Origin of the sequence: Yersinia sp. 2542 StPb PI, from assembly GCF_048593855.1 — a bacterium.
Lineage (GTDB): Bacteria > Pseudomonadota > Gammaproteobacteria > Enterobacterales > Enterobacteriaceae > Yersinia > Yersinia enterocolitica_E.
Map to the genome: position 1 here is coordinate 1 of NZ_JAZGQA010000041.1, position 19,727 is coordinate 19,727.

Sequence of the window (19,727 nt, forward strand, 5' to 3'; positions counted from 1 at the left end):
ACGCCGGAGCAGGGGCTAAACCGCATCCGTGAAAATCTGGCGAAATTTTATCTCCCCAGTCAGCGGCTGAATAAAATAAATATCAACCATATTTTATTAGGCGATTTGGCAGAGCCAGATAGCTTTATTAATGACCCACGTATCGATGATGTGACCCATGTTATTAACTGTGCTGCTGTCGCGTCATTTGGTAATAATCCCTTAATCTGGAAAGTAAATGTAGACGGCACTCTGGTGTTTGGCAAAAGAATGGCAAATGTAGTGGGATTACAGCGCTTTATCCACGTGGGTACCGCCATGTCGTGCACACCAGATGCCGGAACGGTGGTTAGCGAGCAAGTATTATCAGCGCAAGATGATGCGCATTTAGTGGAATATACCAAGTCCAAATCAGCTATTGAACGATTGCTGGCAGAGCAATGCCCGAATTTACCGCTGGTATTAGCCCGGCCATCGATTGTCGTTGGGCATACCCGTTTGGGGTGTCAGCCCTCTAGCAGTATTTTCTGGGTATTTCGCATGGCATTAATGCTACGTAAGTTTATGTGTTCATTGGATGACTATATCGACGTTATCCCGGTCGATTATTGTGCGGATGCTCTGCTGTGTATTTTGTTCCATCCCCACTTGACCGAAAATATTTATCATATTTCTGCCGGAGAAAAAGACAGCGTCAGTTTTGCCGAAATTGATCAAGCGATGTCATGGGCCGCGCGACAAAAACCGATGGGTACAGATTATTGCCAGGTAGACTACGGTGCTTTGGTGCAGATGCGTAACCAACTAAAAAGCATTTTCGGCCCCTGCAATGAGCGCTTAATGTTGAAAGCCATGCGTTTATATGGCTCTTTTGCAGTGTTAAATGTGCGGTTCAGTAATGAACGCCTGCTCAGTTTGGGTATGCCAAGATCACCACGCTTCACGGATTATATTGCCTGTTGTGTGGAGTCCAGCCATGGAATAACTATCCAGCAGCAAATGGCGGTTGATTTTAAATAAACATTTCTCCCCGCATAACGACAGATTGCGGGGAATAACTTTTCCAGTTTATGTCTCATCATTGATTATCCGCTTATCAGCCAGATCTACGCCGCTTACCTGTCAGCGCATGTGTCAACTGCCCGCGCTTAGAACCTAAATTGAAAGCCGCCCTGAGTCAGTTCAGCACATGAGCGAGAGGTTGCCGCCGAATTAAGTGAAATTACGACCGCAGTGAAATCATTGATGCTGGCGGTAACGCAGGAGCAGCAGGTAGAAACGCCGATTTATGGCTATGTTTGGCTGAGGATGGAGCTAACCAAACAGCTTGAGGAATTCGACTATCTGATTAATATGACGTTATGCAGGTGATCTCTCGCCGCTGAAGGCAGATGAAATTTCTGTCTGGCGAGTAAAGCAGGTAAGATAAGCCAATGAATCTTGTCACCAGGTACGGCAAAGCGGTATGGTGCAGGTAGCCTGGTCACCAGCAATTGAATTTGTGTAAAACTTAAGTGAAGGTGTAAAAATGGATAATGCAATTAAGCCGACTTTCCAGGACGTTTTGGAGTTTGTGCGTATGTTTCGTCGCAAAAACAAGTTGCAGCGTGAAATCGTTGATAACGAAAAGAAAATCCGTGATAACCAAAAACGCGTTCTGTTGCTCGATAACTTGAGTGATTACATCAAGCCGGGGATGAGTATTGAAGAAATTCAGGCCATTATCGCGGACATGCGTACTGCTTACGAAGATCGTGTTGATGATTACACCATCAAAAATGCCGATCTGTCTAAAGAACGTCGTGAATTGTCGAAAAAACTGAAAGCGATGGGCGAAGTTAAGTAACTTCACCAAGGTTTGATAGCTTGTTTTAACACTATTAAGAGAAAGGCTGGCATCAATTGCCAGCCTTTTTTTTGGCTAAAATGGCTCTAACTTGACGGTTTGTTCTGCCGCAAGAAACTAAACGCTGGGATTTTCGCACCTTTGACAAAGATAAACGCCAGCAGTAACGAGCCCCACAGCGCCATAGTGATATAACTACTGACACCCATGATATTCAGCCCGCTTTCCAGCATTTGCAGCAGGAACAGCGCCAGTACAATGCCGAAAACTTTGCCAAATCCACCATCGGGATTTACCCCACCCAGTACGGTTGCCAAAATAGTGATAAGTAACAGCGACTCACCGTAGGATGCTTTGGCTGAGTTCAGTTTCGACATCATTAATAAGGCCGCTACCGCACACAGTAAAGATGAAATTACATACACCCAAACCAGTGTGCGGCGCGTGTTAATCCCAGAGAAGAAGGTGGCCTTCTCATTAGAACCGGACAAATAGATTTGGCGGCCCAGTGGCGTTTTAGCCAGAATCAGCCAGATGGTCAGTGCTACCGCGACGAACAGATAAAGTGGCACTGGCACACCGAGAAAGTTGCTGCGATCCAGTGCCAGTACATAGTTCGGGAAGTTTGAGATAGCCGAACCTTTGGAGATAAGTACATTCACGCCTTTGAGCAAGGTCATGATGCCCAGAGTGGCCAGAATAGGGGATACTCGTACCACCGAGATAAGTATCCCGTTGATAAGCCCCACAACCAATGCCACCGAGGCACCCGCCAGTAACATCAACATCATTGAACTAAAGGTTGGCGCAAGATGGGTACAAACCCATGCCATCACCAGGGCGCTGGCATTCGCGGTAGCAATAATCGATAAGTTAATCCCACCGGTCAGCATAGTAATCGCCATGGCCAGAGTTAATACCCCCGCGACAGGGATTTGCGAGGCGATGGATTGGAAGTTAGCCGCCGACCAAAATACCTGTGGAATAAATAGGCTGAATCCTACGCCGACCAGCACCAGCAGGGCAACCAGCCAGCGTTCGGTATGATCACGTTGCGTTGTTTTCGACATAGTTATATCCCTACCTTATGGCGTTGGCCCCAGGCCGTCACACTGATACTGATGACAATTACCAGCCCGATAACCACGGTATGCCAGTACGACGAAATGCTCAGTAAATTCAAACCATTTTGTAATATTGCCAGCAAAATCACCCCCAGCAAGGTACCGGTAAGTGTTCCACGGCCACCCACAATACTGGTACCGCCGAGCACCACGGCTGCCAGCACTGTAAGCTCATAGCCCAGTAATGAATCAGGCGCTACAGTTAATACGGTATAAGACTGTACTACGCCGGCGATACCGGACAGAAAGCCCATATAGCCATACACGAACAGTTGCAGTTTGAGAATACTGAACCCCATGCGTGACGCCGCTTCCTGATTGCCCCCTAAGGCATAGATTTGCCTGCCAATACTGGTGCGGGTCATCAGTAGAGCGGTAACAATAATGGTAATTAGCAGCGTTAGAATAGGGAGCGACAGGCCGTAGTCATAACCATCGGCAGCGGTAAAGGCGAACAGCATTGGCCCGTGTTCAAACCATTCAGGGTAGCTATACAGCCAAACACCACGGCTGAGATACAACAGTAAACCGTAGAAAATATTCAGTGTGGAAATGGTGATAATGATCGACGGTACGCGTAAGCGGTTAACCAGCAGGGCATTAACCAAGCCCAAAAGTAGGCCGATACCACCAGCCAGCGCAAAAGCTACCGGGAAGTTGCCACCAAACTTCACAATTAGTGTCACCATGACATATTGCGAAATAATGGTCATCGCTGGGAATGAAATATCAATACCGCCAGAAATCAATACGATAAATAAGCCACAGGCCAAAATGGTTAACATGGCGTAGTTATTTATCAGATCATAAATATTAGCAAGGGTCAGAAAATCCGGGCTGGTGAACGCAAGATAAGTCGAAATAAGCAAAATAGTGAATGCCAGCATCACTTCATGGCGTTTTAGTTGTTCTTTATTGAATAAACCTGTTTTACCTACCGCAGATTTATTAACTGCATGGGGGTTAGCCATTTACTACCTCCGCAATGGCTGCTTCGCTACTGTTACCCGGTAAAAACTCTTGTACCAGTCGCCCGGCCCGCATCACTAAAATACGGTGGCTATTGAAATAAGCTTCATCAATTTCATCGCAGACCATTAACACAGCGATACCGCGAGCTGCCAATGCATTGATAATATTATAGATACCGGCTTTGTTAGCGATATCCACACCTACAGTGGGGGAGTCAAGGATCAAAATTTGCGGATCGGTTGCCAGCCATTTAGCGATAGCAATGCGCTGCGCATTGCCGCCAGACAGCGTATTGACCGGAAGGTCGCTGTTGCCGATTTTGATCGACAGGTGTTTCACCATATCCTCGACCAGCGTATCGACCCGCTCACTACGCATCAGATGGAACACGTTTTTCAGGCGATGCAGAACAGTGGCACTGATATTGTCACGAATGGATTGTTCCATAATCAGCCCGGTGCTCATTCGGTCTTCTGACACATAACCGACCCCCGCCGCAATAGCATCACGGTTACTGCTGAAATACATCGGTTTATCGTTAATTCGGATGGTGCCTGACTCCGGTGAGGTCAAACCGAATAAACTAAGACACAGTTCAGTGCGGCCAGAACCGAGCAGGCCCACCAACGAGACAATTTCCCCCGGATGCAGCGTCAATGAGATGTTGTGATATTCATTACTACGGCAAAGCTCCTCCACGGCCAGCACCGGCGGGCGGGCGGCACTGTAGGGCGGTAGCACCTGAAAATCAAATTTCATGCCGGTCATCAGCCACGCCAGCCGCTGGTTGTCCACTTCGGTGGCCGGGTAAGTGCCAACCCAATCACCATCCTTTAGCACCGTGATGCGGTCTGAAATCTCCAACACTTCACTTAATCGGTGGCTGACAAAGACTACGCAGATATTGCGTGATTTCAGTTCATGTACCACCCGCAGCAAGCCATTAACTTCTTGTCGGGTGAGGGAGGCGGTAGGCTCATCCATCACAATCAACCGGGCATCCTGTGCCAAGGCACGGCAAATAGCCACCAGTTGCTTCTGGGCGATGGGCAAATTCTCAACCAGTTCATCCAGATTGAGATGCGCATCAATGCTGCTGATCACCTGCTCAGCCGTGGCGCGCATCTGGCGTTTGTCCACCCACAGGTGATGGTGATAATGGTTCATGGCGATATTCTCAGCCACAGTCAGGTTCGGGAATAACGACAAATCCTGATAAATTACCTGAATCCCTAAGCGAACGGATTCAATCGGGGTCAGGCTTGAGTAAGTTTTGCCATCAATGGTAATCGTGGCATCAGCATCGGGCTGATAGACGCCGGAAATAATCTTGATGAGGGTCGATTTGCCACATCCGTTTTGCCCTGCAAGACAATGTACTTCACCGGGTAACAGGGTCATAGCCACTTTATTTAGCGCTTTGACGCCATAAAAGGTCTTACTAACATTTTCCAGGGTAATAAATGGCTGCATATATCCTGTGTCCTTTTGATTCTTAATTAATTAATTGCGGAACCAGACAGGGCGTCCGGCTCCGCAATAACTTAGTGAATCAATACAGCGAATCCACGTTGTCTTTGGTTACCCGTAATACATTGTGGAACTGGATCAGATGCTTATCTTGGTCAACTTCAGCTTTACCCACGCCAGGAATTTCCATACCTGACTCAATTTTTTCACCTTTCAGCACTTTGTCCGCCACTGCGGTCAGTGCATAACCGGCAGAACCTGGGTCATAGGTCACGCCCATTGCGATATCACCGCTTTTAATCAGGGATGCCGCCTGTGAAGGGATCATCATACCGAACACATGGACGTTGTTTTTCGCACGTTTCTCTTTCACGGCACGGCCAGCACCGATCGGACCTTGCGAACCGAAGGCGACAATACCTTTCAGGTCACTGTGCGCTTTCATTAAATCGAGCGTGGTACGGCGTGAATCATCAATACTCTCGGCAACAGGCATGCGGCTGGTCACCTCAAACATATCGGGGTAGTGCTCTTTCTGATATTTAACAAACAGATCGGCCCACAGGTTATGCTGTGGCACCGTCAGGCTGCCGACATAAATCACATAGCCACCTTTACCACCCATGGCTTTTGCCATCTCTTCTACGTTATCTGCGGCAAATTTGGTGTTATCGATGATTTCAATATCCCAGTTGGCGCTGGGTTGCCCTGGAGATTCGTTGGTTAACACCACAATACCGGCTTCACGGGCTTTCTTGAATACCGGTTCCAGTACATCGGCATCGTTGGGCACAATACTGATAGCACTGACTTTTTTCGCGATTAAGTCTTCGATAATTTTAACCTGCTGCGGGGCATCGGTACTGGAAGGGCCGATTTGATAGGCTTTGATAGCCAGATCTTTACCAGCGCGATCCACACCTTCGCCCATGCGGTTAAACCACGGCATACCGGCGATTTTTGAGATATTAACCACTTCGACTTCCTGCGCCAGTGCACTGCCCGAGCACACCATCATGCTGAACAGACTGGCTGCCAACAGGGTTTTCACACTCAATTTTTTCATTTAAGGCTCCCGGAACTCATGTAGGTTGAGGTAATTGTTATTTAAGGTATTGGTGCAATAATCAGCATGCTGTATTACATGAATTTTATTTATGTTTTTAAAAAAATGAAGATTTAACAGGAAACAGATTTTACATCTACACTACATTTCCTGCTGGTGGGATCTAATACCTTGATAGCAGTTTCCCCCATATACATGAATGCTATTTACATGGACAAAATAGCTGCATTCCCTGTTTGTGACTGAAGTCATGATTTTGAGGGGCAAGACAAACAGAATTACATAAAAATGGTAAGCGGCAGGTTAATAACAGTGAGGTTTACATGGATATTCTGGTTCAGATGATTCTCAATTTTTCGCTATCATGGCTTGATGATGAATTACGGGCTAACGCACGCCACCGGGCACCATGGTTAACAGGTGTTGGCGGGGGTAGTGGCGGTTGATATTGCGCTGCTGCAATTGCCAGAACACCTGCTCCACGTCATGCCGTTGACGGTCAAGCAATAATCCAACCACGCTGCCACTGTGGGCTACGTTCAACCCGTATAAATCCAACTCCTCCACTAGCCTCAGCAGGGCGCTAAAGTCAGGTTTTACCAGTAAACGCTGGCTGGCTTGCGCACTCAATGTGGTGGCCTGGCCCAGCAGTGAACAATCGCGGCGCTCGGCGGCTTGGGTAAACAGTTGCCATGCCCGTTCCAGTGAGATGGCACTGGCTAACAGCGCCGGTTGACGATCACGGCGGTGGTAATCCTCGGTTTTGAGAATCTGTGGGCTTTCCAGTAACAAAATATCTACCGCTGGCTGCCAGTTATAAGAGATTTGTGTTGCGGCAGTTTGGTGGTCAAACAGTGTCAGTTGTTGAAACAGGGTGCTGTCAGTGGGTTCCAGCCTGACGCACAGTGCTGCCAGTGCGGCTTCATTGAGTGTTTCACCGAGATGGCGGGCGGTTGCCAGTGCGGTGGCGGCGATATCGGCGGTACTGCTGGCAAGTCCTTTTGCTACCGGAATGGTGGAATCAAAACTGATGTGCAGGCCATTAGCCATCTGTGCCGGTTGGCCAAAATAGGCCAGTACCGCCGCCAACATCAGGCGCATGCGTGGGCGTTCATTCTTGCCCGGTACGCCATCGGTCACCGAAACCGTACTAAACCAGTTGACCGGGCAGGAGATAAGCTTCTCCCCCCCCAGTATCCAGCCCTGAATCAGCTCACCACAAGAGGCCGGGCAACGGGCTTCAGCCATGACCAAAGACCTGCTGTAAGGCATTGATCAGCCGTTGGTTATCTGCCGCGCTTTTAATGGCTACACGATAGTGGTCGCGGGTTAGACCAGGGTAATTAGCACAATGGCGGATCAGAATATGGTGCTTTAATAGCGCGTGTTGCAGATTAAGTTCAGGTTTAAGGCAGCGCAGGAAAATGTAATTGGCGCACCCTTGCCACACCTGCAACGCGGGCAGGGCGGCTAAATGCTGATATAACCAAGGTCGCTGCTGCGCCAGCCATTGATGTGTGGCTTGAATATAAGGTTGGTCATCGAGAATAATCTCACCCGCCAGTGCGGCAAAAGCATTGATAGTCCAAGGCTCGCGTTGCTGTTTCATTTGCACCAGCGCCGCCAGGTCGCCACTGAGCAGATAACCGAGGCGCAACCCGGGAATGGCAAAGAACTTGGTCAGTGAGCGTAACAAGTATAAGTGTGGGAAATCCGCTAATTGAGGGGTAAGCCCCAGCGCATCTGGCAAGAAATCGATAAAAGCTTCATCGATAATTAAAGCAATATGGTGCTGATGGCAACACTGCACAATGGCTTGCAGCAATTTGGCATCAGGCATCAGGCCGGTCGGGTTATTGGGTGTCGCCAGAAATAGGCAGTCTGGGCGCTGTTGGGCTAATAGCGCCAGTAGGCGTTCATCGGGCTGATAGCCATCTGACTCACTCATCTGATAATCATGAATCTGGCAGCCGACCCGTTGCAGGGCGCGGCGGTACTCAGCAAAGCCCGGAGTCAACAGTACCGCAGTGCGGGGTTGCAGATGTTGCACCACTGCGTAAATCAGCTCAGTGGCACCATTGCCTGCCATAATATTCTCTGGCAGGCAGTGGTGAGCGCGGGCCAGCGCTGCGTGTAATTGGCGATACTCAACATCAGGATAGTGTTCGGCACGGGCCAATTGTTCGATAATCGCCGTTTTCAAGGATCCCGGCATGCCCAGCGGATTAATATTGGCACTGAAGTCAACGATATTGGCTGCATCTGTGCCGATTTTCAGTGCCATTTCCAGCACATTCCCACCATGCTCACTCATTGCTACTCTATTCCCCTATATAGCTTGTGCGTTTAGAGTACCATACCCTTCGTCCTTGATGCTGTAGGGTTGTTCGCTACACTCACGCACCCGAATCACTTACTTGTAGTTGACCCTATATGAATAAGCTCATAGGGATGCGTTTACTTGCAGCCTACCTACAACGCCAATGACTTTGGGTATATCAGCGAGGGAATGGCGTTTAGCGACAATAGCTCCGGCGTGAAGGCGAGCATATCTCGTAGGCGAACCACGTCGCCAATGACAATCAGCGCCGGTGCCGATAAACCCTGCGCGGCAACTTGATCGGCTAATGTAAGCAATGTGCCGCTGGCAACTTGTTGCTGCTGGTGGCTGGCGTACATCACCACGGCGGCAGGGGTCGTGGGGGCTTTCCCCCCGGCGACTAATTGCTGGCAAATGGTTGCCAGTTGTGTCATTCCCATCAGGATAATCAGCGTACCTTCCAGCTTGGCTAATGTTGCCCAGTCCTGCGGCTCGTTGCCTTGGCGCAAATGGCCGGTTATCACATGAAAGCCTGAGGCATAATCACGATGTGTTACCGGAATACCGGCATAAGCCAACCCGCCAATGGCGGAGCTTATCCCTGGAACTACCTCAAACGGAATACCCGCCAACGCCAGTGTTTCAGCCTCTTCACCGCCGCGCCCAAAGACATAAGGATCACCACCTTTGAGTCGCACCACATTTAGCCCACGTTGGGCGCAATCAACCAGAATTTGATTGATTTCTGTTTGTGGCACCAAATGGTGATTGGGGTTTTTGCCCACATTGATCATTTCACAACCATCAGGGGCTTCTGCCAGTAACTCAGCACACACCAAACGGTCATAGACCAACGCGTCAGCGCGACGAATAACATGTAATCCCTTCACCGTAATCAGCGCGGCATCCCCAGGCCCGGCGCCTACCAACCAAACTTTCCCACTTTTCATATTGCCTCTCATTGTGCGGCGAGGGCCGGTTGTACCGGCAGATTCAGGGCCACGCGAATGACATCACGGGCAATCATTAATTCTTCATTGGTATTGACGATAGCAATTTGTACTGGCGCCGAGTCATGTTGGATAAATGGCTGATTGTTGATATTTTTCTCTTCGTCCAACTCGATACCGAGAAAGGCTAAACCACGGCAGATCTGCTGGCGGGCTGTGCGGGCATTTTCACCGATACCGCCGGTAAATATCAGTGCATCAATTCCGCCCAGTTGCACGATATAGCTGCCAATCACCGCGCGGATACGCTCGGCAAACAGGTCGAGCGCCACTTTAGCGCGCGGGTTGCCATTGGCGGCGGCATGTTCGACATCGCGATAATCGTGTGAGATGCCGGAGACACCCAGCAAGCCGGATTGGTTATTAATCAAATGGTTGATTTCGCTGGCGCTTTTCCCTTCCGCTTGCTGAATAAATGGCAGGATGGAGGGGTCAATATCACCGCTGCGGGTGCCCATCATGATACCGGCCTGCGGGGTGAAGCCCATCGAGGTATTCACCGACTGGCCGTTGCCGATAGCACAAATGCTGGAACCGTTGCCAAGATGGCAGGAGACAATGCGCAGTTCTTCTAAGGGCCGCCCCATTCGTTCGGCGCAAACGGCACTGACATATTTATGACTGGTGCCATGGAAACCATAACGGCGAATACCCAGCTCTTCATAGTAACGCCACGGTAATGGATACAAATAGGCGGTCTGGCTCAGCGTTTGGTGGAATGCAGTATCAAATACCGCCACCGCGCTGGCATGGGGCAGGGCATGTTGGAACACCCGGATACCGAGCGCATTAACCGGATTATGCAGGGGGGCCAGTGCGCCAAGCTGCTCTATCTTATCCAGCACCTCGGGGGTTATCACGACCGAATCGGCGAATGCTTCACCGCCGTGCGCGACACGATGGCCGACACCGGTAATTTCATCCAGCGAATCAATAATATTGTGTTCAATCAGCGCGTGAAGTAGGTGTTCAGCACCTTGGCGGCAATCGGCGATAGGCAGAATCTCGCGCCATTTCACATCTGTGGCGCGGAGGTTAAATATCGCATCATCCATACCGATACGTTCGATTAATCCCTGACAGATCACTTTTTCATCAGGTAAGGAAAATAACTGAAACTTCAACGAAGAACTGCCGGCGTTAATCGCCATAATCTTACCGGGCATGCGACTCTCCAGAATGATTCAAATAAGTAATAAGGTCGGTTAATCCCTCACCGCTCAGCGCCGAGGTCACAAATAGGTGTTGTGCGCCCGCCTGCGTGAGGCTGTCAGCAGCCCAACGCAATTGGTCTGGGTGGTTAACGGTGTCGGCTTTACTGATAATGCCAATGACCGGCTGGTTGAAAACCTGCGCCAACATCGGGGCAAACCAGCTTTGGGTCGCATCCGCATTTTGTACCAGCCCCACCACATCCGCTTCACAGGCGCTTGCCAGTAACGCACTGTATAAACAGCGGTTTTCCATGTATTCACCGGGAGTATCAATGGCATTGTCCTGCCAGATAATGGCTTGGGTTTTCTGGTAATTAAGCGCCTCACCCTGCAAACGCTGGATAAGCGAGGTTTTGCCGCACTGGCTAGGGCCAATCAACATGATGCGTTGCATGGCATCAGGTCCGGGTCATTGGGCAGGCGGTAAATTTCATCATGTCGCCGAGGGTGTGGATCACCTGTTTCAGCGCATATTCCACCGCTGACACATCACCAGTAAACACCACCGCACCGGTGAAACGGTCGATAAAACCAATCTCAACCGCACCGGATTTGGTAGCGATATCACTGGCAATAATCGAGGCTTCGCTAGGGGTAATGGTCAGAATGCCAATGGCGCTACTGACATCATTCAGCCCCAGTTTTTTGTAAAGTGCCTTATTAGGATTGGCTATCAGATGCGCCAGGGTTATCTGTTTACCGGGAACATATTCCTGAATTACGCGCTCGGGGGTGCTGCTCTTTTCCATCATGCCTCCTGAACTAACTGACGCCATAGCGCCTCATGGGGCCGTGGGATCACTGAGCTGTAAACCAATAATCCCTTCTCACCGGCACACTGGCTGGCAACGTCCACGGCAGTTTGTACATCAGCAATATCGCCGCTGAGCACTTGATAACATTTGCCGCCGATGCCAAACGCCATATGGATGCGCACCAGCGTGACATTGGCCGCTTTAACCGCACGGTCGGCGGCAGTAATACAGGCCGCCACACTCCAGGTTTCCACCACACCCGCCGCTTGACGATTTTCCACCGTATTCAGGCCGCTGATCGCCGGTAATACGGATGGATGAAGGTTGGGCAGGACGATGCTATCGACCAACAGATGCCCGCTGTGCCGCTCGCCGTTTTGTACCGACTGGGTGACGGCACCGATATCTCCACCGACCATCAACAGATATTTACCGGGGCACAGGGTTTTGCTCACCAATAGGCTGACGTTAGCGCTTTTCAGCATCAAGTCGCAGACCTCCATGCCCTTGGCGATACTGCTTAATTCAACAATTCCAATGGCTTGTGACATAGCCCTTCCTTTTAATAAACGTCAGCCCGTTTAATGGTGATGGCATTTGCGCTGATGGCCGTGACCGTGCCGCTGATACTGGCATGCACCGGTGCGCCTAACGCGTTATTCGGAATTTGGCCAATAAGTTGACCGTGATCGACCCGTTCGCCGACCGTGATCACGGGTTCGGCGGCAGCCCCGATATGCTGGCGCAATGGCAGTACCACCTGTTGTGGTCGGTAGCCTTGTTCGCTGAATGGCGCAGCTTGATACCAGTCGGTGAGATCCAGACGGGCAATCAGCCTTGATATCGGTACCATGCGGTAATTAGCCATCGGATCGGCCTCACGTAGCGCCCCTTGATAGCGGGCACCTTGCGCCCGCAACTGCGTTTTCAGCAGGCGGTTAATGCGCATCGGTGAGATATCTACCGGGCAGGCGTAGCTTTCACATAGCCCGCATTCCGAGCAGGTCAGGGCGCTGAGTAAAATGTCTGGTGTGGCAACTTGTTGGTAGGTTATCGCGCGCACCAGCAGATGCGGGGGTAGCTCATGGCCAATCAAGTGGCGCGGGCATAACTCGGTACACATGCGGCACTGCTCACATACGGCACGAGCAATGGCTAACACATCCTGGTCGCTGCGGGCGCGGCGGGTAATCAGTAAGTGATCAGCGGGCAGTACCAGTAGGCCGCCGGTAGTTTTGGTTACCGGTTGGTCAAGGTCATGCAGGGCATGGCCCATCATCGGCCCGCCATTGATATAGGCCGGATTGTTGATGGTAGCCCCTCCTGCCAGCGCCAGAACCTCGCGCAGCGGGGTACCCAGCGGTACCGTCAGGGTTAAGGGTTTCGCCACCGCACCATTTACGGTCAGGGTGCGGCGAGTCACCGGCCACTGCTGTTCCACCGCCCGCGCCACATTGAGTAGTGTTTGCACATTATTCACTACCACACCGATGCTGACCGGCAGCGCCGCAGGTGGCACCCGGCGACCGGTTGCCAGCCAGATAGTGATAACCTCATCACCGGCGGGATAGACATCGGGCAGAATGTGCAGCCGGATTTGTGATGGTAGCAAGGGGGTTAGTGCGGCAATCGCCTCACTATATTTGGCTTTCAAGGCTATGATGCCTTCCCGCGCGCCGGTGGCTCTCATGCCATACAGCACACCGCGCACCAGTCGGGCTGCCTGGCGCGGCATCAACTGCTGATCCACTTTCAGCATTGGTTCGCACTCAGCCGCATTGACCAGAAAAATCTCGGCCTGCGCTTGTAGCTTCACCGCCGTTGGGAAACCAGCACCTCCGGCACCGACCACGCCAGCGTGCTGAACCCGTTGCTGAATAGTCACGGCATCACAATCAGCCAGTTCACCGTAGGCGGGTAGCAAGCAGGTATCCGCAATGCGAAGGTCACTCATAAAGCGCCTCGATAATCCCACGGATATCATTGCCGTCAGCCGCACGCGGGTTAGTGCGCAGTGTCACGTCGGCAAGTGCGGCGGTAATTATGTCGGGAATGCGTTGCTCTAACTGGCCTTCATTGATTTTCATCGCGGCCAGCGGCTGAGGTAATCCGCATTGACATTTGAGTTGTTCAATCTGATGGACCAATTGGTTAACTGCACTGCGCTCATCGCTATTTGCCGCACTGAAATGGCACAGTTTTGCCAATCGCGCATAGCGTTTACATGCCCGCGCATCAAGCGCGTTAAAGCGAATCACCGGCACCAATAACAAGGCATTCGCCAAACCGTGCGCGATATGAAATTGCCCCCCCAACTGGTGCGCGATAGCATGATTGATGCCCAGACCAGCCTGGCTGAATGCCATGCCAGCCAGCGTGGAAGCATTGTGCATCTTGCCTCGGGTAATCAGGCAATCGCCTTTGCGGCAAGCGGTGGGCAGATGGCGGAACACCAACTGCACCGCTTTTTCTGCCAGCGCATCAGTAAAGTCACTGGCACGTGGTGAAACATAGGCTTCCAGTGCGTGAGTCAACACATCCAACCCGGTATTGGCGGTGATAACTGGCGGCACGGTAACCACCAGAGCCGGGTCCAGAATGGCGATGTCCGGGTAAATCTCATCGTCAAACAGCGGGTATTTAATACTCTTTTCCGGGTCGCTGATTACACAGGCACTGGTCACTTCTGAACCCGTGCCGCTGGTGGTCGGGATAGCAATACAGGTCTCGATCTCTATCCCCTGTTTACGACTGAACCAGACAATAGCTTTTGCTGCATCTAGCGCGGATCCACCACCAAAACCAATCACCACATCGGGGCGCAAGGCATGCATCTGCTCAATGCCCTTAACCACGGTGTTAATGTTCGGGTCCGGCGTAATGTCGCTGAACAGACTGATTTGGTTATCCTCTGCCAGCGACTGTTTTAAGCGATCCAACAACGGCGAGGTGGCCAGAAAGCCATCGCAGACAATCCAGATTTTGCGCTGATGGAAGCGTTGCAGCACCTTAAGGCTGCCTTCCCCGCTGTAAATACGTGTTTGCAGGAAAAAAGTCTTCATACGTCCTCGCTCAGCGAATGGAAAAACCGTTAGTCAGCACACAGCGACGCTGGCGCGCAAAGGTGCGAGCCGAGGTGGTGCCTTCTCCGGTCGGGGTGGCGATGGTAAAGGTGGTAAAGCCTTCACCGCCGACGCCTATCCCGGCATAGGACGGGCCGTTTTTAACAAAAATAGAGGTTTGTAACAGTCGGGCGGCCAGATTCAGGCGTGAGACATTTTGTGAGTGCATGGTGGCGGTATGGTGCAGGCCGCCTTCCACTTGCAGTGCCAGCGTCAGGCCGGCATCAAAATCCTTTACCCGGACCACCGGTAACAGCGGCATCAGTTGTTCGGTAGTGACCAGAGGATCGTCACCGGCTACTTCAACCAGCAGCAAGCGCGGTGCTTTGGCCGGACAAGCGATACCCGCCGCTTTCAGCAGTTCAAGCGGGCTTTTGCCGACCAGATTCTTATTGGCGTGGCCTTGAGGGGTCAGGCAGGCTTTGCGCAGGCTGTCGACCTCTTGCGGATTACTGATAAGTAATGCATCGAAGGCTTGCATCTGTTGCAACAACCGGTCGGCAACACTTTCCACCACGATCAGGCTCTTTTCAGCGATACAGGGCAGGTTATTATCGAATGAGGCTCCTGCCACGATATCCTGCGCCGCTTTTACCAATTCAGCCGTTTCATCCACCAGACAAGGTGGGTTACCGGCCCCCGCCCCAATCACTTTTTTGCCACTCTTCATGCCCATCGCCACAATGGCAGGCCCGCCAGTGATAGCCAGCAAGGCGATTTTGTCGTGCGCCATCATCTGCTGAGTGGCTTCAAAGCTTGGCTCTTTCACTGTCACTACCAGATTGCGAATGCCGCAACTGTTGAAGATTATCTCTTCAATTTGGGCGATTAAATCCAGTGATACCGATTTAGCGCCTGGGTGTGGGCTAAAATAGATGGCATTACCGGCAGCTAACATACTGATGCTGTTATTAATAATGGTTTCAGTTGGGTTAGTGCTAGGGGCAACGGAACCTATCACGCCAAAAGGCGAGTATTCGAATAACACCATGCCGCCATCGCCGGTCAGCGCCGTGGTGGACAAATCTTCAATACCTGGGGTGTTTTCTAACGCGGCTTTGTTTTTCAGCAACTTATCTTCTTTATTCCCCATGCCGGTTTCACTGGCACCGCGTTCTGATAGTGAAGGCAACTGTGCTTTTAGCTGTTCACGCAGGGCGCGGATAATCGCGCTGCGGGTTTTCATCGGGCTTTGTTGATAACGCAAAAATGCGTTATGAGCGGCATTGACAGCTTCATCCACGCTGGCAAAAATGGCGCTGGAGGCAGACGCGGGTGTGGGCGTCAGTTGCTCAATGAGGATAGTGCGAATGAGAGATTCAAGGTCATTGGTATTCATTATTCATTCCTCAGATGTAAAGCCGATATGGCCGCTTCTGCTATGTGCATATCTTGTTCGACGCTACCGCCGCTGATGCCTAAGCCCCCCACCAATTGGCCGTTACGCCATAGCGGGTAGCCACCACCAAAGCTCACCACTTTGCCACCGGTACTGGCCTCAAGCTGGAACAGGTCGGCCCCCGGTTGTACGGCGTCGCTAAGTTGGTGAGTTGCCGTTTTCATCGCCACAGCGGTCCAGGCTTTTTTCGGTGCCAGTTCGCTGCTGACCAGCAAGGTGTCTGGCATGCGGTAGGTCATAATCATGTTGCCGTGGCGGTCAGTCAGTGCCACGACCACGGCAATTTGTAATTTCATAGCGGCATCGACCGCCAATTTAACTAACTGATGAACATCAGAAAATCCCAGCGAGGCCGCTGTTTGTGGCTGACTTGTGGCTGGAGGGAGTGCTGTTGCCGCCAGATAACGGGCCACCACGGTTTGCGTGGTGTGTTGTAACTGTTGGCGCTGGTCTTCATCACGAGCCAGTGCATACAGGCAATCCGATAAACGGTTTAGGTATTGCAATAACACCGGGCGTACCGGGACTTGTTCAGCCAGTTCAATCAGCCGCCGTTCACAGCGCCGTGCCAGAGTGCGGGCAAAATGCAATCGGCTACCGGCTTCACTGCTACCCGGCAGAATAAAACCCTGTACCGGTGGCAGCCCCGCCATACAGCGGTCTACGGCTTGCTCCAGCGCTTGGATCTCGGGTTCATTAATGCTTTTGCGCCCGGCAGGCGGTGTTTCGATACCTTCGCTTGCCAATTCAGCGCTGAAATAAAACAACTGATGTTGTATGGCATCGAGTAATTGACGGTTTTCCTCGCCCTGCGTCACGCGGGCACACAAGCTCAGTGCTGCATTGAGTTCATCCAGCGTGCCGTAAGTTTCCACCCGGGGATGGCTCTTTTTCACACGTTGTCCGGTGAACAGGGCGGTGGTGCCCGCATCGCCGGTTTTGGTATAAATGCTCATAAGGTCCCCGTTCAATCAGTAAGAACATTAATCATCAGTAAGAACATTCATCGACGATGGCGACAATCGCCAAATCGATGGCATCATTCGGCTCGGAAAATACCCGTCTGGCACTGGAACCGCCTGACAGCAAGACCAAATCGCCCTGACCGGCACCGACCGAATCGACGGCTACTTCGTCCGGCGTTTTGCTGTCGGGTGGCAGTGAGCCATCACCGGCAACACGGCGCACCAGCAGCAGCTTCCTACCGATCAACGTGGGTGATTTTTGCGTTGAGACCACGGAACCTACCACTCTGGCCAGTTGCATGATTTACTCCTGCCTTAACAGTTGAATGTGACGGGCTGACACGGTGTCCTGCGCCAGCGGTGTAACCAGCGTGTGGCTTGCAATGAGTAGCCAGCCGGAGTCGAGAGTGGCGATATCGCGATAACTTAGAACCTTGCCCGCGTGCAACCGTATAGCAACGCCCTGACTGTCGCTGAAACTGAGCGGCAATGAGTGCAGCGCGGCACAGGGCAGAGCAGCCAGTAGTTGGCGATGTAAGCTGATATGCACTTTCATGCCCCACGACCATGCCTCGTTTAGCGCCGCCACCGCAGGGCAGGTGGTATCGAACTGCGCCAGTCGGTGGATAAATGCCAGGTCTGGCAACATCAGATGCAGCGTGGCATGGTGTACGAATACCGATGGATCAAGCCCGGCGCGCAATTGAGGCAGTAGCAGGGCGTGAACCCGGCGTTCGCGCTCAACTAACCGCGTGACAATCTGGCTGACCAGTTGTTCGGTTTGCGCCTGAGTCAGATTCATGGCCGCGTTGTCCCTGATGAGGTTAATATCGTGGCAAATGCCGCAGGGTCGTCGGCACCCGCCGCATTGGCCTCGTCGGTATCGATATGCATTTCCAGTTTCATTTGGGGTGAAACGCGGATCGCCACATCATCCAGTATCAGGCGACGGCCACTGCCCTGAATGGCAACTTGTACCCGGTCACCGTGTTTTACCCGGTAGATAAGGGCATCCAGCGGCGACATATGAATATGGCGCAGTGCCACAATCACCCCATGGGGTAACGTCAGCTCAGCGAACGGGCTGACTAACGTGATGGCAGGGGTATCGTCCAGATTGCCAGACATCCGCAGAGGGGCATTGATACCCAGCGTGCGTGCATCGGTACGGGAGATCTCCACCTGGCTGTGGCTACGCAACGGGCCAAGAATACGCACATTTTTCAGGCTGCCTTTCGGCCCGACCAGCGTTACCGTCTGTTCGGCGGCGTACTGGCCGGGCTGGAGCAGCGCTTTCTTTTCAGTAATCGGCTGCTGCGGGAACAGCCGTTGGTAGTCCTGCACCGAAAGATGCAGGTGTCGGTTGGAAACCCCAAGTGGGATCGGACGAAGACGCATTTCGTCGAGGATCTTATTGACAACGGGTTCCAGTAACGCTTTTTCCATCAGACTTTTCCTCGTTTACCCAAGTGGATACAGCGAAAGCGAGGCTCGCCTTTATGGCGTCGGCAAGCCGGATCGAGGCAGAGATTACAGCTCACCCGGGGAGCGATTAGAGCCTCACTTTCCACACTACTTTCTTCGGTGCTGATTTTTTCAGCACTAAAGACAGGTTCAGGTACATCATCTGTGGCGGTAGCCGCAGCGGGCTGAGTCTCTGCTGCTTCCGTCTCTTCGTTAATGGGCGCTGTAACGACAACTGGCTCTATCGCCACAGCGATTTCGGGGGCCGTGACCTCAACAGTCTCTGTCAGCCAATAGGCCAACAGGGCTTTTGTCGGACGGGCCAGAACCGCGCGCGACACCAATCCGTGATGCAGTTCGGCAAAGGCGGCACCGGTACTGATTGCCGCCTGCACCGAGGCCACATCACCGGTCAGACGAATTAACATCCAGCCAGAACCATTGGTTTTTTCTATACCTATCAGGTTGATAGATGCTGATTTTGCCATCGCATCCGCCGCACTGATCGCCAGCGCTAGACCGCTAACTTCAAGTAAACCCAGTGACGTTTTCACGCTGTGCTCCTCTTCTTACCCTTAGGCAGAGGTCGGTAAAATGGCTTCTACATCGCTGTGTGGGCGTGGGATCACATGGCAGGATTTCACTTCACCCACCGCGCTGGCAGCCGCAGAACCGGCATCAACAGCGGCTTTTACTGCGCCGACATCGCCACGTACCATTACGGTGACCAGACCGGAGCCGATTTTTTCGTAGCCCACCAGTTGTACGTTGGCGGATTTGACCATGGCATCAGCCGCTTCGATAGCAGCGACCAGACCTTTGGTTTCGACTAAACCTAATGCGTTATTCATGTTTCATTTATCCTTGTTATCAAGTAAGGGCTATCTTGTTTGCCATTTTGAACCAGGGCAGTGCTCGCCATCCTCACGAACCTTGGCTTTTACAACACCAGGTGTACGCTCCGGTGGCTGTGCGCTGGCCAAGTCCAAACTGCCTGCACCGACAACGCCCTGAGATTTGT

22 protein-coding genes and 1 pseudogene are annotated in these 19,727 nt (G+C 52.0%); 3 read left to right on the plus strand and 20 right to left on the minus strand.

Annotated elements, in window-relative coordinates:
* The 3 genes and pseudogenes from V1952_RS07500 to tmaR form a co-directional block, all read left to right on the plus strand.
* The coding region (locus V1952_RS07500; protein WP_420074558.1) for an SDR family oxidoreductase at positions 1–999 on the plus strand (999 nt) is incomplete at its 5' end.
* Positions 1,000–1,158: 159 nt separating this feature from the next.
* A pseudogene (locus V1952_RS07505) lies at positions 1,159–1,350 on the plus strand (FUSC family protein); the annotation flags it as partial.
* 157 nt (positions 1,351–1,507) lie between these two features.
* The gene (tmaR, locus tag V1952_RS07510) at positions 1,508–1,825 is read left to right on the plus strand and encodes a PTS system regulator TmaR (protein ID WP_005187773.1); all 318 of its coding nucleotides are present in this window, start codon (positions 1,508–1,510) and stop codon (positions 1,823–1,825) included.
* 86 nt (positions 1,826–1,911) lie between these two features.
* Here the strand turns inward: tmaR and V1952_RS07515 are convergent, their stop codons facing one another.
* From V1952_RS07515 to pduJ, 20 genes are all read right to left on the minus strand, one after another.
* Entirely contained in the window at positions 1,912–2,895 is a 984-nt protein-coding gene (locus tag V1952_RS07515; RefSeq protein ID WP_372558478.1) for an ABC transporter permease, read from the minus strand.
* 2 nt (positions 2,896–2,897) lie between these two features.
* Positions 2,898–3,920, minus strand: coding sequence for an ABC transporter permease (locus V1952_RS07520; protein WP_083159285.1), 1,023 nt, complete (start codon positions 3,918–3,920; stop codon positions 2,898–2,900).
* Positions 3,913–5,394: a sugar ABC transporter ATP-binding protein gene (locus V1952_RS07525; protein WP_372558479.1), complete on the minus strand. Its 1,482-nt coding sequence runs from the start codon at positions 5,392–5,394 to the stop codon at positions 3,913–3,915. Before V1952_RS07525 ends, V1952_RS07520 begins: the two co-directional genes overlap by 8 nt.
* Before the next feature lie 79 nt (positions 5,395–5,473).
* Entirely contained in the window at positions 5,474–6,409 is a 936-nt protein-coding gene (locus V1952_RS07530; protein WP_420074566.1) for an autoinducer 2 ABC transporter substrate-binding protein, read from the minus strand.
* Between the two features lie 435 nt (positions 6,410–6,844).
* Positions 6,845–7,705, minus strand: a complete 861-nt coding sequence (locus V1952_RS07535) for a GHMP kinase (RefSeq protein WP_420074559.1) — start codon at positions 7,703–7,705, stop codon at positions 6,845–6,847.
* Positions 7,698–8,771 carry a threonine-phosphate decarboxylase CobD gene (gene cobD / locus V1952_RS07540; RefSeq protein WP_420074560.1) on the minus strand — a complete coding sequence of 358 codons (1,074 nt, stop codon included), beginning with the start codon at positions 8,769–8,771 and terminating at the stop codon, positions 7,698–7,700. Before cobD ends, V1952_RS07535 begins: the two co-directional genes overlap by 8 nt.
* A gap of 158 nt (positions 8,772–8,929) precedes the next feature.
* Positions 8,930–9,727 carry a uroporphyrinogen-III C-methyltransferase gene (cobA, locus tag V1952_RS07545; protein WP_420074561.1) on the minus strand — a complete coding sequence of 266 codons (798 nt, stop codon included), beginning with the start codon at positions 9,725–9,727 and terminating at the stop codon, positions 8,930–8,932.
* 8 nt (positions 9,728–9,735) lie between these two features.
* A complete protein-coding gene (locus V1952_RS07550) occupies positions 9,736–10,953 on the minus strand; it encodes an acetate/propionate family kinase (protein ID WP_420070917.1) in 1,218 nt (405 codons plus the stop codon).
* Positions 10,943–11,395 carry a EutP/PduV family microcompartment system protein gene (locus V1952_RS07555; protein WP_420074562.1) on the minus strand — a complete coding sequence of 151 codons (453 nt, stop codon included), beginning with the start codon at positions 11,393–11,395 and terminating at the stop codon, positions 10,943–10,945. Before V1952_RS07555 ends, V1952_RS07550 begins: the two co-directional genes overlap by 11 nt.
* Before the next feature lie 4 nt (positions 11,396–11,399).
* A complete protein-coding gene (pduU, locus tag V1952_RS07560) occupies positions 11,400–11,750 on the minus strand; it encodes a propanediol utilization microcompartment protein PduU (RefSeq protein ID WP_032813079.1) in 351 nt (116 codons plus the stop codon).
* Positions 11,750–12,307 (minus strand): BMC domain-containing protein, encoded by a 558-nt coding sequence (locus tag V1952_RS07565; protein WP_005185285.1) that lies wholly within the window; start codon positions 12,305–12,307, stop codon positions 11,750–11,752. Before V1952_RS07565 ends, pduU begins: the two co-directional genes overlap by 1 nt.
* Before the next feature lie 11 nt (positions 12,308–12,318).
* On the minus strand, positions 12,319–13,710 hold the full coding sequence (locus V1952_RS07570; RefSeq protein WP_420074563.1) for a 4Fe-4S dicluster domain-containing protein: 1,392 nt from the start codon (positions 13,708–13,710) through the stop codon (positions 12,319–12,321).
* Entirely contained in the window at positions 13,703–14,818 is a 1,116-nt protein-coding gene (locus tag V1952_RS07575) for a 1-propanol dehydrogenase PduQ (RefSeq protein WP_420074564.1), read from the minus strand. Before V1952_RS07575 ends, V1952_RS07570 begins: the two co-directional genes overlap by 8 nt.
* A 10-nt stretch (positions 14,819–14,828) precedes the next feature.
* Positions 14,829–16,217, minus strand: a complete 1,389-nt coding sequence (locus V1952_RS07580; protein ID WP_083159276.1) for an aldehyde dehydrogenase family protein — start codon at positions 16,215–16,217, stop codon at positions 14,829–14,831.
* Positions 16,217–17,233: a cob(I)yrinic acid a,c-diamide adenosyltransferase gene (locus V1952_RS07585; RefSeq protein ID WP_372558487.1), complete on the minus strand. Its 1,017-nt coding sequence runs from the start codon at positions 17,231–17,233 to the stop codon at positions 16,217–16,219. Before V1952_RS07585 ends, V1952_RS07580 begins: the two co-directional genes overlap by 1 nt.
* A 34-nt stretch (positions 17,234–17,267) precedes the next feature.
* Positions 17,268–17,543 carry a EutN/CcmL family microcompartment protein gene (locus V1952_RS07590; RefSeq protein ID WP_005185294.1) on the minus strand — a complete coding sequence of 92 codons (276 nt, stop codon included), beginning with the start codon at positions 17,541–17,543 and terminating at the stop codon, positions 17,268–17,270.
* A 3-nt stretch (positions 17,544–17,546) separates the two neighbouring features.
* Positions 17,547–18,044 carry a microcompartment protein PduM gene (gene pduM / locus V1952_RS07595; protein ID WP_083159274.1) on the minus strand — a complete coding sequence of 166 codons (498 nt, stop codon included), beginning with the start codon at positions 18,042–18,044 and terminating at the stop codon, positions 17,547–17,549.
* Entirely contained in the window at positions 18,041–18,688 is a 648-nt protein-coding gene (locus V1952_RS07600; protein ID WP_050084484.1) for a phosphate propanoyltransferase, read from the minus strand. The genes pduM and V1952_RS07600 overlap by 4 nt, the downstream gene beginning before the upstream one ends.
* The gene (locus V1952_RS07605) at positions 18,688–19,260 is read right to left on the minus strand and encodes a BMC domain-containing protein (protein ID WP_372558488.1); all 573 of its coding nucleotides are present in this window, start codon (positions 19,258–19,260) and stop codon (positions 18,688–18,690) included. Before V1952_RS07605 ends, V1952_RS07600 begins: the two co-directional genes overlap by 1 nt.
* Before the next feature lie 21 nt (positions 19,261–19,281).
* Positions 19,282–19,557 (minus strand): propanediol utilization microcompartment protein PduJ, encoded by a 276-nt coding sequence (gene pduJ, locus V1952_RS07610; RefSeq protein ID WP_004090424.1) that lies wholly within the window; start codon positions 19,555–19,557, stop codon positions 19,282–19,284.
* Positions 19,558–19,727: the final 170 nt, after the last annotated feature.

Excerpts from the sequence above, each read along its gene's own strand:
- tmaR (WP_005187773.1), top strand. The coding sequence starts at position 1,508 with ATGGATAATGCAATTAAGCCGACTTTCCAGGACGTTTTGGAGTTTGTG.
- V1952_RS07515 (WP_372558478.1), bottom strand. The coding sequence starts at position 2,895 with ATGTCGAAAACAACGCAACGTGATCATACCGAACGCTGGCTGGTTGCC.
- V1952_RS07520 (WP_083159285.1), bottom strand. The coding sequence starts at position 3,920 with ATGGCTAACCCCCATGCAGTTAATAAATCTGCGGTAGGTAAAACAGGT.
- V1952_RS07525 (WP_372558479.1), bottom strand. The coding sequence starts at position 5,394 with ATGCAGCCATTTATTACCCTGGAAAATGTTAGTAAGACCTTTTATGGC.
- V1952_RS07530 (WP_420074566.1), bottom strand. The coding sequence starts at position 6,409 with ATGATGGTGTGCTCGGGCAGTGCACTGGCGCAGGAAGTCGAAGTGGTT.
- V1952_RS07535 (WP_420074559.1), bottom strand. The coding sequence starts at position 7,705 with ATGGCTGAAGCCCGTTGCCCGGCCTCTTGTGGTGAGCTGATTCAGGGC.
- cobD (WP_420074560.1), bottom strand. The coding sequence starts at position 8,771 with ATGAGTGAGCATGGTGGGAATGTGCTGGAAATGGCACTGAAAATCGGC.
- cobA (WP_420074561.1), bottom strand. The coding sequence starts at position 9,727 with ATGAAAAGTGGGAAAGTTTGGTTGGTAGGCGCCGGGCCTGGGGATGCC.
- V1952_RS07550 (WP_420070917.1), bottom strand. The coding sequence starts at position 10,953 with ATGCCCGGTAAGATTATGGCGATTAACGCCGGCAGTTCTTCGTTGAAG.
- V1952_RS07555 (WP_420074562.1), bottom strand. The coding sequence starts at position 11,395 with ATGCAACGCATCATGTTGATTGGCCCTAGCCAGTGCGGCAAAACCTCG.
- pduU (WP_032813079.1), bottom strand. The coding sequence starts at position 11,750 with ATGGAAAAGAGCAGCACCCCCGAGCGCGTAATTCAGGAATATGTTCCC.
- V1952_RS07565 (WP_005185285.1), bottom strand. The coding sequence starts at position 12,307 with ATGTCACAAGCCATTGGAATTGTTGAATTAAGCAGTATCGCCAAGGGC.
- V1952_RS07570 (WP_420074563.1), bottom strand. The coding sequence starts at position 13,710 with ATGAGTGACCTTCGCATTGCGGATACCTGCTTGCTACCCGCCTACGGT.
- V1952_RS07575 (WP_420074564.1), bottom strand. The coding sequence starts at position 14,818 with ATGAAGACTTTTTTCCTGCAAACACGTATTTACAGCGGGGAAGGCAGC.
- V1952_RS07580 (WP_083159276.1), bottom strand. The coding sequence starts at position 16,217 with ATGAATACCAATGACCTTGAATCTCTCATTCGCACTATCCTCATTGAG.
- V1952_RS07585 (WP_372558487.1), bottom strand. The coding sequence starts at position 17,233 with ATGAGCATTTATACCAAAACCGGCGATGCGGGCACCACCGCCCTGTTC.
- V1952_RS07590 (WP_005185294.1), bottom strand. The coding sequence starts at position 17,543 with ATGCAACTGGCCAGAGTGGTAGGTTCCGTGGTCTCAACGCAAAAATCA.
- pduM (WP_083159274.1), bottom strand. The coding sequence starts at position 18,044 with ATGAATCTGACTCAGGCGCAAACCGAACAACTGGTCAGCCAGATTGTC.
- V1952_RS07600 (WP_050084484.1), bottom strand. The coding sequence starts at position 18,688 with ATGGAAAAAGCGTTACTGGAACCCGTTGTCAATAAGATCCTCGACGAA.
- pduJ (WP_004090424.1), bottom strand. The coding sequence starts at position 19,557 with ATGAATAACGCATTAGGTTTAGTCGAAACCAAAGGTCTGGTCGCTGCT.